Genomic DNA, 13,470 nt, shown 5'->3' with positions numbered 1-13,470 from the left:
TTTAAATTTTTTTGGAAGAAAAACCAAATCGACATGGAATAATGGAAATAACCTGGTAATGCAGAATTAAACCGGAAAAACTTTACTGCGCATAAATGCTTGCTTGGCAGGATTTTTCGCCATCAAGGCCGGGCTGTGCACATAGAATGCATAGGTCTCCGCGAAATCCTCAACAGCATTACGGCCACCGTAAACAGTAGTTGGGGGGGAGGATGGATAGATGCGTGTAGTCCATTCTTTTCTGATGTAGCTACTGATCACACGATGAAAAACGTAATGCCCTATTTCATGGTAAATAATGTGCGGAGCTAATGATTTATCGACAAGGTTAAAAATAATAATGGACTGGAATTCAGGGTAGAAAGCGCCCTTGCAACCCTGATCAATGGGGATATGCAACTGTCTGAGCTCATGTATTGGCTTGTAGAGGATAGTCTGCAACCCTTGTAAATGCGCCTTGGGTAGCACATTGACTAATGCCGCCACTGCATGAGGCGACAAGATATTTTGACGATTAAAGTCTTTGATAACCAAGCAATATCCTAAAAACAGTTGAGAACATAATGCTTGCTAGCGCGCCAAGCAGTCGGTAAAGTTTGCCTATTGTTCACATGTCGAGCAAGCTTTCGAATAAAGAATGACTTTGCTTAGCCTTTTTAAAGTACCCATGATTGAACGCCATGTTACTCACACCGCTAGACCATTAAATTAAATCCAAGTGATAGTTATGGAATATCAGCACACATCAACGGAAAGATTAGATCGCTTTCTCAAATATCTTGAACACACACCCGACAACCTTAACCTTCTGGTTGACGCCATAAATGTTGCCTTGGAGCTTAAACATCCCAAGGCGGAACAACTTATAACCCAGGCACTCCACTATCATCCTGATGCGGCCGAGATTAATGCCCATGCAGGACTGTTGTATTTGCAGCAGGGGAAGCATGAACAAGCACGGAAGCATTTACAGCAGGCTGTTGCGCAGGGGATTGGCGCAGAGGCCGTAATTTACAATTTAGCCTATAGCCAGTATCAGTTGCGCGATTTCGATGCTGCGCTTACATCGCTTGAAGCAACCAATACCCCGCACAAGGAAAGCGCAATTCTAGCCGCGCGCTGTAAGTACAATATGGGTGCCTTGCAAGACGCGGCAGATATTCTTAAGCGGCTTCTTGCAACTGTCGAGAGCGACCAGGAAGCGGAAGGACTGCTTGCCCTCATCCTGTATGACGATGACCAGCAAAGCGAAGCGATTCACTACGCCAACAAATCCCTGAGTCATGACACAGCCTGTTTTGACGGATTACTTGCCCGCGCCAGTGTGGCAACTGTCACCAATGATTTTAATCATGCCTATGCTGATTTTCAGAAAGCAGCAGATATAAATCCACGCTCAGGCCGTGCACTAAGCGGGCTGGCGCAAATTGATTTTTATAATTTCCAATTTGACCTGGCATTGGAAAACCTGCAGCGCGCTGTTGAATGCATGCCAGATCATATAGGCACCTGGCACTTACTGGGATGGACCTGGTTGATGAAGAATGATTTTCAAGCAGCGCTCGGTGCATTCGAAAACTCCTATATTCTGGATCGAGGATTCGGTGAAACACACGGCTGCCTTGCATCGGCCCATGCATTGATGGGCGATAAAATCAAAGCTGAAAAGCATATCAAATTAGCAGAAAAACTCGGCCCGGACGGTTTTGGTTACATGTATGCGAAAATGGTTTTATTGAACCAGTCATCTTGCCATCAGGATGCGCTTGCCTTGTTTGAAAAAGTCAAAGCAACGCATCATTCAAGCCTGGGCACAACACCCCTTGCCTTGATTGAATCAAGACTAAAAGAGCTTTCCTCAAATCAACCACAAAATTAATAGATCAGCAATTCATTGTGGGGCAAGGAGAAATTTATGTTAGATGCACAGGAATATTTACATTTAGCCATTAAATCAAGCCAGGCGGGCTCCCACCAGGCGGCACTGGAACAACTACATCACTGCCTCGCATTGGACCCAGACAATGCCGCCGCAATTTTCCTGTTAGCTGCCGAGCATGCCGAATTGGGCTTGTTTGAGCGCGCTATTGAAGGAATGGAAAAGACCCTATCAATTAATCCCGACCTGGAGCTTGCCAGCTTGCAACTTGCCATGCTGTATTTCCAAAGTGGAGACGAACAAAAAGCACAAGCCCTATGGAACAACCTCGGGAATACCACAAAAGATAAAAGCCTCCACTTGTTTGCCACAGGACTTTCATTGTTATGCAAAAATGAAACGGAACAAGCGATTGCTTTTTTACAGGATGGAGTCCTGGAAAATACGGCAACCCCAGAAATCAATCACTTCATTGGTAATATAATTAAAAATATTTCCAATCTACCAAGCAAATCCACAAATGAACAATCAGAACCAAGCGACAACTTTTACCTGGGCGCATATTCAACCAGCACAATAGGCGATGACTAATGATACGCATAGAGTCTGTTCGACTTACACGCATCTTAAAAAACCTGAGCTCAAAGAAAAATAGCATCCACGAAGAACGAACCACAGCACAACAAACAATTGACAAAAACAATGCAGTCAGCGTGCGTGATCCTGAGGTATTGAAAACACACGTGGCAAACAAGTTAAATACCTTAAAACAGAGGTCAGTAAATTTTATTGAAGAAGCCCCCTTTGTAACGATCCAAGAGATTATGGCCTGGGAGTTTGGTGATCAATTTTTGAATCACCCGGACTTAAATCATATAACTCAATCAATTACCAATGCCATTAAGGACTCACCAAAATTATCTGAACATATGAATAATTTAATTAAAAATCTAACGCTCGACAGCGATTAAAATTGCAACAAAAACTTGCCCCATCATGTTGTTTTTTGCGTCACAGCCTGATAATCTGTGCACACTTTATAATCAGCCAATTTTAAGATTTGGCATGAATGACCTTTAAAACTTACCGACTTTAATAAAAACTGCTTATACATTCCTATAAGTTCGCCCAATTGATGCTGGATAAAACTGGATAATTTTTTACGGAAAAAAATGGATCAGGAAATTGTTCTATTCCTTATTAGCGAAATGCTGAAGACGGCGGCGAAGATTGCTGCCCCTGTGCTTTTTACCAGCCTGGCTGTTGGCCTGTTCGTTAGTGTTATCCAAGTGGTAACACAAATTCAGGAAACAACGCTCACCTTTGTGCCTAAAATGATTGCTGCTGTTTTTGTCATTCTTTTTACTGGCGGGTGGATGTTGAATAGCCTAGTGGAATTTACCAGGCAACTCTTTCGATTCGCGGCCCTACCATGATACCGGAAGCCATAATGCCAATTGCATTGATTGCAGTGAGGTTGCTACCTATCTTTGTAGTCGCACCTGTGGCCCCATTCAAGCGCGCTCCATTGTTGATAAGGATTATTTTGTCAATTTCATTGGCGATTGTGCTGAGCAGTAGCATCAAGCTGGAAACTATTCCATCGTATTTTGGATTAATGATGCTATCAGAATTTATTATTGGCGCATCTCTGGCATTTGGACTCCATGCAGCTAATGCCGCTTTGCACACCATGGGACAATTAATTGATACCCAAATTGGTTTTGCCGCCGCAACCTTGTTCGATCCGGCAACACATCAAGTAACAAGTCCAACCGCAGAATTACTGACATTTGGATTATTGGTAACCTTCCTGCAATTCAATGTGCATCATGATTTATTGTTGGGCTTTGCAAAATTATTGATGGTAATACCGCTTGGCAGTATGCCTGGCTGGAGTGCAGACTGGCTAAAAATCCTCGGGGCATCTTATGTGCTCGCATTCATCATTGTTAGCCCTGTAGTATTCTCTTTGTGGCTAATGGATTTGATGCTTTCTTTCATATCACGCTCCCTGCCCCAAGCCCCCATTTATTTTATAGCCATGCCAATAAAAGTTGCCGTAGGTATTTTTATTCTTGCATGGTTGTTCACTCAGGCGCTGGAACCTTTATTGCGTTTGTTATCCCATTCAATACTTTCATGGAATGGAATGTTCAGGGTGTAAACATGGCTGATGAAATGGATAAAAGTCATGACGCCACTCCATTTAAATTAATGGAGGCGCGCAAAAAAGGACAGGTTGCAAAAAGTATGGAGCTGGTATCTTTCTTCAGTTTATTAGCAATGCTGGCAGTCCTGATTTCTTCTCTTGAGGAAAGCACAGGCTTCATTGGATCGAAAACGGCTTGGTGGCTGCAGAGCGCTTATGAGTCCGCGCGTGAGTCATCCCACCTATGGCAAAACCTCGTTGCCTATAGCAGTGGCCTTGTTCATATAATCCTTTCGATTGTTATTGCAGGGATAATTGCCGCGATTGTTGCAACTATTGCCCACGTAGGACCTATGTTCTCAGGTTTTCCACTAAAACCCGATTTCTCACGACTAAATCCTGCGCAGGGATTCAAAAAAATATTTTCACTCAAGTCGCTTTTTGACCTGTTGCGCCTGGTACTTAAAGTCGTGGTGTTCTGCTGGGTTTTTTATTTGGTAATCGACCACAAAAAGGCAGAATTGTTTTCGCCGAATCACGCGAGCATGGATTATCTGCTGATCAATCTGCGAGATACCATCTTGCTAATAATTTATGCCGCATTAGGTGTTTTTCTAGTATTTGCGATTCTTGACATCTGGTATACCAAAAAACATTTTTCCCGACAGATGCGCATGAGCATGCGCGATATCAAGGATGAGATGAAACGCCATGATGGTGACCCGCAAATCAAGGCAAAGCGCAAACGCGTACTTAGTGAATTACTAAAAAACGCAGCCAATATTCGCAATGTTAAAGAGGCTGATGTAGTAATTACCAACCCAACTCATGTCGCGGTTGCCTTGAAGTACAGACCAGAAATCATGGCCGTTCCAATAGTGATTGCCAAGGGTCAGGGGTTTCTTGCAAAAAGCATAAGATACCAGGCGAGAAAATACGCTGTTCCGATTATTCGCAAGCCTGCTCTTGCGCGCGCACTTTTAAAACAAGTGGAAGTTAAAAATCCTGTTCCGAGCGAATTGCAGCTTAGCGTGGCAGGTGTGTACAGATGGGTGGTATCCATGCCCCGAAATCGGGTGTTTAACAAATGAGAAGTTTGTGGCTTAACCTCAGATCGGGCATGAACGAATTTATTCTCATTGCGGGAATGATTTCCATACTCCTGATTCTCTTTACACCGATTCCTTATACACTGCTTGATTTTTTGCTGTTGTTAAATTTCTGTACATCTCTCCTGATTTTACTGGTGACTTTCTATATTGAAAAACCTCTGAGCTTTTCAACATTTCCTTCTCTACTATTAATGACAACGTTGTTCCGCCTGGCCTTAAATATTTCATCAACGCGTTTAATTTTAGAGGATGGAGAGGCGGGCAAAGTAATCGATGCTGTTGGTAATCAGGTAGTTGGTGGAAATTATATTATTGGTCTTGTCGTATTCCTGATATTGATTGTTGTGCAATTTATTGTTGTGACTAACGGGGCACAGCGTGTCGCCGAAGTGGCAGCAAGATTTATCCTGGACTCTTTGCCAGGCAAACAGATGAGCATTGATGCTGATTTGAACATGGGCATCATTGACCAATCAGAGGCAAAAAAACGTCGCGCTGAACTGGAACGTGAATCCAATTTTTATGGCGCAATGGATGGTGCATCCAAATTCGTTAAGGGCGATGCCATTGCCGGGATAATCATCATCCTCATCAATATTATTGGCGGTTTGATTATCGGCATCGCGCAAAAAGGCATGAGCTGGGGCGAAGCCCTCCATATATACACCTTACTCACTGTTGGCGACGGTATCGTGACGCAGATACCCGCGCTGATTATTGCTGTATCGGCAGGTATAATCATCACCCGTGCGGCCACCGATGCGCGTTTGGCAGAAGAAATCACCAATCAGTTTTCCACTCACCCACGCACATTAATTATAGTTGCCATCGCGCTGCTGGGATTAGGACTAATACCTGGCATTCCCATGTGGCCGGTTATATGTCTGGTCATCATTCTCTGTGCGCTTGCCTGGCTTGCCCACAAGAAAAATGTAACGGCGAGCGCTACGGCAGAGGCTGATAATCTCCCATCGGAGACAAACGAGCAACCGGCTTATGAATCAGTAAAGCCAAAGATATTTGAAATTGGCTTTGGTGTGATGCTGGCCGATCATTATTTAAGCCCTGTGAGCAGTTTTGAAAAACGCGTCCAGTTGATTAAGAAAACATTTGTTGATCGCTATGGGATTGTCTTACCCACGCTCGCCGTGAAAACAGATAAGTCTCTTGCTCCTGATCATTACTCATTGCGTATCGCCGGGGTAGAAGTAGGAAAAGGAAGTATTCGACCGGAAAAAATTCTCGCGATAGATTCAGGCAAGAAAAAAATTACCATTGAAGGCGAACGCACTCGTGAACCCACCTATGGCCTGGAGGCGCTTTGGATTGGAATTGAGGTCCGCGCCCAAGCCCACGCCGCCGGTTACACGTTGGTTGAAGCCGAAACAGTACTAATAACTCATTTGCAAGAATTGTGTCGCAAGAACGCGGCGGATTTTATCTCACGAGCCGAAACAGAGCGTCTTGTCGAAAGTCGTCGGGCAGATCTTGGTTCACTTATAGATGAGTTGATTCCTTCGATTCTGTCTTACTCTGATATCCAACGTGTCTTACAAGCATTAGTGAGCGAACATGTCCCGATCAACAACCTTGAAGCGATCCTTGAAGTTCTGGTAGATGCTGGTCGCACGATAAAGGATGTGGATGTATTAACCGAAAAAGTCAGGAATAAACTTGGAGCTGCAATTTGCAGTGAGCTTAATGATGCCAATGGCGCACTAAATACGATGGTGCTTGCCCCCGACCTGGAAAGAAAATTGGCGAATTCGGCTACCAATACCGATAACAAAATCATAGGATTAAACCCAACCGAGTTAGAAATTCTCGTCACCAAAGTTGCGAAGGAAAGCGAAAGAATGTTAAGTGCCAACCTTAATCCCGTGCTGCTCTGCTCACCTCCGCTGAGGCGCCCACTAAAAGATCTTTTATCACGTGCGTGCCCACAATTGAATGTACTTTCAACTCAGGAAGTCAATCGACACGCAAGCATTATCTCCGCAGGCTTCATTGAACTGGAGCAGGCTTCGTTAACCGCCAGGAGTGCATCGCGATGAATAATTTAATTATCAATCTCTCGCAGATCATGCGTGCGGAAGTGGATTCATTGAATGCCATCGCGCAAAACAGCGCAAATATAAATACAGCGGGCTACAAGAGTATCCGCAGTTCAGTTGTAGATGCACAATTTGCAAATGCACTCCAACCCGCCAATTTCGCAAATAACGTGACATCGCGGGTCGATGCCAGCCGCGGACAAATAAATGCCACTGACCGAGCTCTGGATTTCGCAATCATTAGTGATGGTTGGTTTGGCGTATATCACAAAGACACTTTGGCACTAACTCGCAATGGAAGCTTTACATTGAACGATGACAACGTGCTAACAACGCTTGCGGGTGATCCGGTATTAGGTATCGATGGATTGATTACCCTTTCATCCAGTGATGTGAGTCTGGGGCCAAACGGCACTTTATTAACGGCGTCAGGAGAAAAAATACAACTGGCAATTTACGATGCCAGCGAACAGGATCTGTTGTCGATTGGTGATGGATTGTATTCAGGGCCACAAGCAATTCTCACAGCTGACAATGTCAACATTGTGCAAGGCGCAATAGAGCAATCAAATGTAGATTCAGCCGCGGATATGGTAAGGATGATGGAGACCACCCGGCATATTGAAAGTATGCAACGTGCACTTAATACCTACAACGAGCTACTTAACAGTGGCATTAACCAAATCGGAAAATAACATCAGGAATCCATTATGATAGATGCCTTGCATATTTCAGAAACCGGCTTAAAGTCCACACAAACCTGGCTTGACCATTTGTCAAATAATATTGCTAATATGCATACGCCAGGCTACAAAAAAACCCAGGTTAATTTTCAAGATATAGTTGCCTCACCCACAGCAAGTCAGGCAAACAACGAGATCACATCTACCCGAACATTTTCAGGTTTGGGATCAAAAATATCCGCGCCCACAGTAGATTTCAGTGAGGGTGCATTAAAAGCTACCGGACGCCCCCTGGATATCGCCATTAAAGGCACAGGTCTGTTAGAGGTAGTGCTGAACAATGGTACTTTTGCCTATACACGCCTTGGCAATCTTGAAGTCAATAGCGAGGGATTACTCGCCACTAACGGGGGCCTCGCTCTGAGCGACAGGATTCAGATTCCCGCCGATCTTAAAAAGATAGAAATTAAAAAGGACGGCACCGTGATGGGCATTTTTGCCGACAATAATCCCGCCGCCGAACTTGGTCGCATACAGCTTGCCGATGTTGTCAATCCCAACGCATTCCGCCCTATAGGTGATTCACTCTATCAAGTTAAAGAGGGTACGGACGTTATTCTTCGTATGCCGGGCGAAGATGGCAGTGGTGATATCCAGCAAGGTTTTATTGAAATGTCCAACGTTAATCTTGTGGATGAAATGACCAGTCTTGTGTTAGCACAGCGCGCTTACCAGTTAAATGCACGCCTGATCCAAACGGCAGATCAAATACTCGAAACCATAAATAATTTGCGCAGATAACGACGTGGAAAGCACACTGGTTAGCATTGCACTCTCAAGCACATTATCGTGTGCTACGCCCCTGAGTGTGCCCTGGAGCGAAGGGATGTTGGTGGAATATGACCAATGGCAAATTCCATTTTGTCAAAAATATATGCGGGATTATGCATCGTTACATTTTGAAAAAATCGTAGAAAAGAAAACATCTCCACACATTGCTTTATCTGGTGCCGGAGAGGTAAAGGTGGGACCTATTAAATTTGGCAGAGTACAAGTGGAATGGTATTCCAGATCACTAAACGCAGGCACCACTATTTGGTTGAAGGTCAATGCCAAGCAAGAGGCATGGATATTTACCCGTGCATTACCACCAGAAGGTGATATCACGAACGATAGCGTGCGACGCGAATTGGTGGATGTTGCCCCTTTGGTAAACAACAAAGATATTGTATTGGATAACCCGGTTGGTAAAACCGTGGTGCGACAAACCAGAAAAGGCCAGGTGCTCACCGCCGACATGGTTTCTGAGCCGCCGTTTGTGAAACGCAATGGCAAGGTCACCGTCACAGTGGATGCCGGTTCCTTAAAAATCAGTGCAACAGGAATAGCATTGGAAACCGGTTGGCATCTGGATGATATGGTTTCCGTCAAGGTAGAAAATAGCAACGGTCCGGTTAATGCAAAAATTACAGGAAAAAGCCATGTATTGGTTGAAATATAGTTTGGTATTGGCCTTGGTGCTGCCGTGCGCAGTATTTTCACAGAGCCTGATTGATACGGAGAATTATCAAAGCCTGACGAGTGACAGGCGCTCGTTATTGGTTGGCCAACCCATTGTCATACTTGTTGTTGAATCGACCAGTGCACAATCTACGGCGGGAACAGACGTGAGTAATGCCCTTAAGCTCCAGGCAAATAGTTTTGACAATGTGACTCGCAATTCATTGGGCATAGGAGTCAGCGGTCGAGACGAAGGCAATGGAAAAACTGTGCGCAATGGAACAGCAACGACACGTCTCAGTGCTGTAATCACCGAAACACTTCCAAATGATATGGTGCGTATTGCTGGAGAACACAATTTATTAATCAATGATGAAAACCAGAAAATTATTATTTCCGGCATCGCCAAAATGGATGACATATCAAAAGACAACATTCTGGTTTCAAACCGGATAGCCAATGCATTCATCGAAATACAAGGAGTGGGCGTTATTAATAATGCGCAACGTCAGGGAGTTATTGCTCGGGTCATGTCATGGTTAGGCTTACTATGAAAATGTTATTCCTATTTCTACTGCTGGTACCTGCCCTCGCCTTTGCAAATAATGTGCGTTTGAAAGATTTGGCCAGGATTGAAGGTAATCGTGAAATTGCAATCATCGGTTACGGAATCGTTGTGGGCTTGTCGGGCACGGGAGACTCCGCGCGTAACAAGGCAACGCTGCAATCGCTTGCCAATACATTGAAACGTTTTGGTTTGCTGGTGAATGAAAACGACTTAAGCTCGCGCAATGTTGCGGCAGTTATGGTAACTGCGGAGCTTCCACCATTTAGCGAGCCAGGAGATAAAATTGATTTGCGAATTGCCTCGACAGGCGACGCGCGTAGCTTGGCTGGCGGCACGTTATTACTGACTCCGCTTTACGGTCCCAATCAAAAACTTTATGTCCTGGGTCAGGGAGCGCTTACCGTGGGTGGCTATGATGCGGAGTCTTTTGACAGCTCTATCAGGAAAAATCATGTCACTGTTGGGCAAATAAGCAACGGCGGTTCTGTCGAGCAATCTCCACCGGACTTCGGAGGCCATGCGGGAATAATCAACATTATTTTGAATGAGCCTGATTACACTACCGCCAATCGCGTTGTTAACCAGATTCGCGATGTGATGGGGATCAACAGTGTCTCCGCCACACATCCAGGAAAGATCCGTATAAAACTACCCGACAATACCCAGCCTATGCCATTTCTGGCGAAGCTTGAAAATATAACTATTGCTCCGGATGTGGATGCACGCCTGGTAATCAATGAGCGCACAGGGACTATTGTTGCCGGCCAGAATGTGGTTCTTGGAGAACTGAGTATCGCCCACGGTAATCTCCGCATCGAAATTCAAACACAATATGACGTATCCCAGCCTCAATTGCTGGCACGTCCCGGCCCAGGCGTGGGCACGGCAATTGTCCCAAACACGTCAATCATTGCAACCGAAGAGAGGATAAAGCCCCTGCATTTACCTGCGGGTACAACAGTCGCTCAACTCGTACAGGCGCTGTACGCGATAAAAGTATCAACACGTGACACCATTTCCATATTGACAGCAGCGAAAGCGGCCGGCGCCCTTCATGCTGACTTGATAATACAGTAGGCATATATGATTTCGACTGACATAAGCATAACGATCGCCAGCTGGGCCCTGGATTTGGAAAAGCAGCGAGCATCCTTAAATGCGCTCAACATTGCGAATGCCAATACCAACGGAATTAAAAGAACCGGTAATTTTGATGCATTGATTAACAATATGTCACACGCGGTAACCGCGCAGGACCCCATGGCTATTAACCAAATTGTCGCAACCAAGGTAAATATTAATGAGCAAAACGGGACTGAACCGGTTGCGCTGGATGATGAGGTTATCGCCCTATCGCAGGCCAATGGTCGTTACAAAATTATTGCCGAAGCGCTTTCAAAAAAATATGGCTTGATGGCTTTAGCAATGAGAGGCAAATGATCATGGATCTATCTTCAATTGGAAATATTGCAAGAGCGGGCATGACACTTGAGCGTAACCGGGTGGAGCTGGCATCCATGAAACTTGCTATTGCAAACACCGGCTACGCATCGGCGAGTGAAGCTGCCAATGCAGCTGCAAGACTTGCTGATTCCCCATTCGCAAAGTCATTAGGCGGGCAGTCGCTAGAGACATCGATAAAAACATTGCACGATCCAAGTCATCCCAACGCTAATGCGGCGGGAGACGTATTTTTCGTAAAAATAGATCCCATTCATGAAATGGCGACGCTGGTATCGGCGTTACGTTCTTATGAAGCAAATATCCGGGCATACAACACCAACAGTGAAATGAATCAGGCAGCTTTATCTATAGGAAGTAGTAAATGATCCTCGAACACATCCAAGGTGTACACACCCTCCAACAACCCGACATGAAAACGCTGGAATTCAAGAGCCTTGAGAACAAACCGAACCTTGCTCCATCAATGTTCACGGACTTAATCAAGCATCTGGACAACAACATCAAAGCTTCTGATAACGCTATGCAGAGTTACATTTTGAATCAGGGTATCAGCACACATGAATTGATGATCTCCATGGAGAATGCTAAACACTCCTTGCAGCTGGCCGTGGAAGTCAGAAACAAACTTGTCGAATCCTACGAAAAAATCACGCAAATAAGTATTTGATAGGTACATGTTGATGGCGAACAATTCCGATTTTGGCCTTAATAAACCTGGCCTCATTGCAGGCTTGATTGGGCTATTGGCCTGCGCGGCATTCGGTGTATGGTGGTTGTTACAACCCTCATGGCAACCCATATTAAACTCCACTGACTCGCCCCATAGCCGTGTAGAAATTCGTAATAAATTGATGGAATGGGGTACAGTGTTTAAAGAAGACCCTGCAACCGGCAATATTCTTGTCAAAGACGCTGAGTTACTTGGCTTGCGCGCGAAACTTGGCGCCCAGGGAATTCCGGAAGAGCCCACCCCCGGCCTTGAAATATTCAGCGATGCAGAATATGGCATGTCTGAATTTACTCAGCGGATCAATTATCAGCGCGCAATAGAATCCGAGATTGCGAATACCATCCGTTCGTTCGCCGATGTCAATTCAGCCCGAGTGCATTTAACTATTCCGAAGCAATCGATTTTTCGCGACGAAAAAGCAATACCCAAAGCATCAGTCACTATTAAGCCACGCCCTGGACAGAAGCTAAATTCAAATCAAATAAGTGGTATCGCACAATTAGTGGCTGCTTCGGTCGATGGGCTTGAAGCAAAAAATGTTATTGTCCTTAATAACAATGGGGAGGTTATCTCCTCAAGTCAGGACGATATAAAATCGGAAGTCAAGCAATCCAAATTTGATTTAGAAAATTACTACGCGTCAAAAGCCCGCGAGCTTGTACGTGGAATCACTAATACGGATGACCTTAAAATATCGGTAAACGTTGTTTACAACTTCGACAAAGTAAAGTCTATTCGAGAGCAGGTTCTTCCAAAATCTTCTGGTGAATACGGGCATTTACAAAAAGTAAAACGAAACACCGTAAAAAATAACAATGAAAATACCTCTGACTCGTCAACTACAACCTCTACTGAGGAAGAGTTTTTATTTTCCAAAGAACGTTCCGAGATAGAATATTCACCTGGTGAAATCGAAAAACTCAGTGTAGGTATTGTGATCTTGCGTGAGTTACCACAACAAACTATTGACAGTGTTATTAATGTAGTCAGCTCAGGATTAGGAATGGATTCAGATCGGGGTGACACTATTGCTGTGGTGGCAGTTGCCACTGAAAAAGAGCCCATAAAACAAGATAACTTCATCAGCGAAAATCAGCAAAGTACCGCTGCCACGATAGAAAAAAATGCTTCCACTAATATAGCCAGGCTAAGCGTGAGCGAGCTGATTTTTGGCGTGGCGGTGATTGTAATATTCATTTTATGTATTTTCATTGTAATGATTCGCATGCGTAAAAAACAGAATGCAGAGCGTCCCCGGCTATCGAAACAAGAACAGGAAGCATTGCTAATGGACTTGAAAACCTGGTTATCCAAAACGCTTTGAGGAA

General features: G+C 44.6%; 17 protein-coding genes. 16 read left to right on the top strand and 1 reads right to left on the bottom strand.

All coding sequences use genetic code 11. The features are described 5' to 3' along the window. Positions 1 to 66: 66 nt before the first annotated feature. Positions 67 to 534: a hypothetical protein gene (locus AC1RJL_RS05570; RefSeq protein WP_492911752.1), complete on the bottom strand. Its 468-nt coding sequence runs from the start codon at positions 532 to 534 to the stop codon at positions 67 to 69. A gap of 193 nt (positions 535 to 727) precedes the next feature. Between AC1RJL_RS05570 and AC1RJL_RS05565 the strand changes: the two genes are divergently transcribed. The 16 genes from AC1RJL_RS05565 (at position 728) to fliF (ending at position 13,466) form a co-directional block, all read left to right on the top strand. Beyond that, on the top strand, positions 728 to 1,879 hold the full coding sequence (locus AC1RJL_RS05565; RefSeq protein WP_492911751.1) for a tetratricopeptide repeat protein: 1,152 nt from the start codon (positions 728 to 730) through the stop codon (positions 1,877 to 1,879). A gap of 36 nt (positions 1,880 to 1,915) precedes the next feature. Then, a complete protein-coding gene (locus AC1RJL_RS05560; protein WP_492911750.1) occupies positions 1,916 to 2,470 on the top strand; it encodes a hypothetical protein in 555 nt (184 codons plus the stop codon). Further along, positions 2,470 to 2,850 carry a hypothetical protein gene (locus AC1RJL_RS05555; protein WP_492911749.1) on the top strand — a complete coding sequence of 127 codons (381 nt, stop codon included), beginning with the start codon at positions 2,470 to 2,472 and terminating at the stop codon, positions 2,848 to 2,850. The genes AC1RJL_RS05560 and AC1RJL_RS05555 overlap by 1 nt, the downstream gene beginning before the upstream one ends. A 201-nt stretch (positions 2,851 to 3,051) precedes the next feature. Then, positions 3,052 to 3,315 (top strand): flagellar biosynthesis protein FliQ, encoded by a 264-nt coding sequence (gene fliQ / locus AC1RJL_RS05550; protein WP_492911748.1) that lies wholly within the window; start codon positions 3,052 to 3,054, stop codon positions 3,313 to 3,315. Between the two features lie 14 nt (positions 3,316 to 3,329). Beyond that, a complete protein-coding gene (locus AC1RJL_RS05545) occupies positions 3,330 to 4,046 on the top strand; it encodes a flagellar biosynthetic protein FliR (RefSeq protein WP_492911747.1) in 717 nt (238 codons plus the stop codon). A 2-nt stretch (positions 4,047 to 4,048) separates the two neighbouring features. Beyond that, positions 4,049 to 5,122, top strand: coding sequence for an EscU/YscU/HrcU family type III secretion system export apparatus switch protein (locus AC1RJL_RS05540; RefSeq protein WP_492911746.1), 1,074 nt, complete (start codon positions 4,049 to 4,051; stop codon positions 5,120 to 5,122). A gap of 29 nt (positions 5,123 to 5,151) precedes the next feature. Further along, positions 5,152 to 7,197, top strand: a complete 2,046-nt coding sequence (locus AC1RJL_RS05535; RefSeq protein ID WP_492911745.1) for a flagellar biosynthesis protein FlhA — start codon at positions 5,152 to 5,154, stop codon at positions 7,195 to 7,197. Continuing rightward, complete coding sequence (locus AC1RJL_RS05530) at positions 7,194 to 7,892, top strand: flagellar hook-basal body protein (protein ID WP_492911744.1); 699 nt, start codon at positions 7,194 to 7,196, stop codon at positions 7,890 to 7,892. The genes AC1RJL_RS05535 and AC1RJL_RS05530 overlap by 4 nt, the downstream gene beginning before the upstream one ends. A 15-nt stretch (positions 7,893 to 7,907) precedes the next feature. Next, complete coding sequence (locus tag AC1RJL_RS05525) at positions 7,908 to 8,681, top strand: flagellar hook-basal body protein (protein WP_492911743.1); 774 nt, start codon at positions 7,908 to 7,910, stop codon at positions 8,679 to 8,681. A 223-nt stretch (positions 8,682 to 8,904) separates the two neighbouring features. After that, a complete protein-coding gene (gene flgA / locus AC1RJL_RS05520; protein WP_492911742.1) occupies positions 8,905 to 9,381 on the top strand; it encodes a flagellar basal body P-ring formation chaperone FlgA in 477 nt (158 codons plus the stop codon). Continuing rightward, positions 9,362 to 9,934 (top strand): flagellar basal body L-ring protein FlgH, encoded by a 573-nt coding sequence (locus AC1RJL_RS05515; protein WP_492911741.1) that lies wholly within the window; start codon positions 9,362 to 9,364, stop codon positions 9,932 to 9,934. Before flgA ends, AC1RJL_RS05515 begins: the two co-directional genes overlap by 20 nt. Then, positions 9,931 to 11,025: a flagellar basal body P-ring protein FlgI gene (flgI, locus tag AC1RJL_RS05510; protein ID WP_492911740.1), complete on the top strand. Its 1,095-nt coding sequence runs from the start codon at positions 9,931 to 9,933 to the stop codon at positions 11,023 to 11,025. The genes AC1RJL_RS05515 and flgI overlap by 4 nt, the downstream gene beginning before the upstream one ends. A gap of 6 nt (positions 11,026 to 11,031) precedes the next feature. After that, entirely contained in the window at positions 11,032 to 11,388 is a 357-nt protein-coding gene (locus AC1RJL_RS05505; RefSeq protein ID WP_492911739.1) for a hypothetical protein, read from the top strand. Beyond that, positions 11,385 to 11,777: a flagellar basal body rod C-terminal domain-containing protein gene (locus AC1RJL_RS05500; protein WP_492911738.1), complete on the top strand. Its 393-nt coding sequence runs from the start codon at positions 11,385 to 11,387 to the stop codon at positions 11,775 to 11,777. The genes AC1RJL_RS05505 and AC1RJL_RS05500 overlap by 4 nt, the downstream gene beginning before the upstream one ends. Next, positions 11,774 to 12,079 (top strand): flagellar hook-basal body complex protein FliE, encoded by a 306-nt coding sequence (gene fliE, locus AC1RJL_RS05495; protein ID WP_492911737.1) that lies wholly within the window; start codon positions 11,774 to 11,776, stop codon positions 12,077 to 12,079. The genes AC1RJL_RS05500 and fliE overlap by 4 nt, the downstream gene beginning before the upstream one ends. Positions 12,080 to 12,092: 13 nt before the next feature. Further along, entirely contained in the window at positions 12,093 to 13,466 is a 1,374-nt protein-coding gene (gene fliF, locus AC1RJL_RS05490; RefSeq protein WP_492911736.1) for a flagellar basal-body MS-ring/collar protein FliF, read from the top strand. Positions 13,467 to 13,470: the final 4 nt, after the last annotated feature.

It is taken from the genome of Cellvibrio sp. GW822-FHT04B05 (assembly GCF_058800985.1).
The sequence above is the reverse complement of the archived record's forward strand: the minus strand, read 5'-3'. Positions and strand labels throughout refer to the sequence as shown.